The 680-nt window shown below is 55.9% G+C and carries 1 pseudogene; it reads left to right on the forward strand.

Annotated features, from left to right (window positions below):
- Window positions 1-269, forward strand: a pseudogene (locus ACOCD2_RS24280) (hypothetical protein); the annotation flags it as partial.
- Window positions 270-680 lie beyond the last annotated feature (411 nt).

Genomic DNA, 680 nt, shown 5'->3' on the forward strand with positions numbered 1-680 from the left:
TGTATACCTGGCTCACCTACCGGATGAGCTACACCGAGCGCCGGACCCGCCCGATCCCCTGGGCAAGCCTCATGCTCCAGTTCGGCAGCAACTTCCAAAGCGACCAGGCGGTGCGCGACTTTAAGAAGGCATTCCTGAAGGCGCTCAAGGCTGTCGCCGTTGTCTACCCACAAGCACAGGTGGACGTGAAGGATAACGGCCTGGTGCTGATCCCCTCCCCGACGCACATTCAGCCGATGGGGCAGCCGCGACAGAAAGAGCTGTTCTGATACTGCGCTGAAGAACTCCCGCCCCTGGGCTTGTGAGTAACCCTGTGAATAGTGCGAGTTATCCACGCTGAAGAACTCCCGCCCATGTAATGCGTTATATATCAATGTGTAACGGTCTTCCCGCTGGATGTTGATGCGCTGAAGAACTCCCGCCGAGTGCGCTGAAGAACTCCCGCCGAAAACGGCCTGAAATCGCCCTATCCTTTTGATTTACAGTGTAAATTTTGCCATTTTCGCGCGCGACCCTATATTAATCTTCCTTTAAAATAACCTGTAGTTGATGCCTCTGATCTGTGCATAAGCCAACCTTCAAGATCGGCGAAATTCGCAAGCGAGACCGCCTACCCTTCGCCTTCCCTGGCTTCGCCCCGCGCAAGCGCGGCCTGGGCTGGCCATCCATGGCCAGCTAAA

The sequence above is a fragment of the Thiolapillus sp. genome (genome assembly GCF_048562965.1).
GTDB lineage: Bacteria > Pseudomonadota > Gammaproteobacteria > Chromatiales > Chromatiaceae > Thiolapillus > Thiolapillus brandeum_A.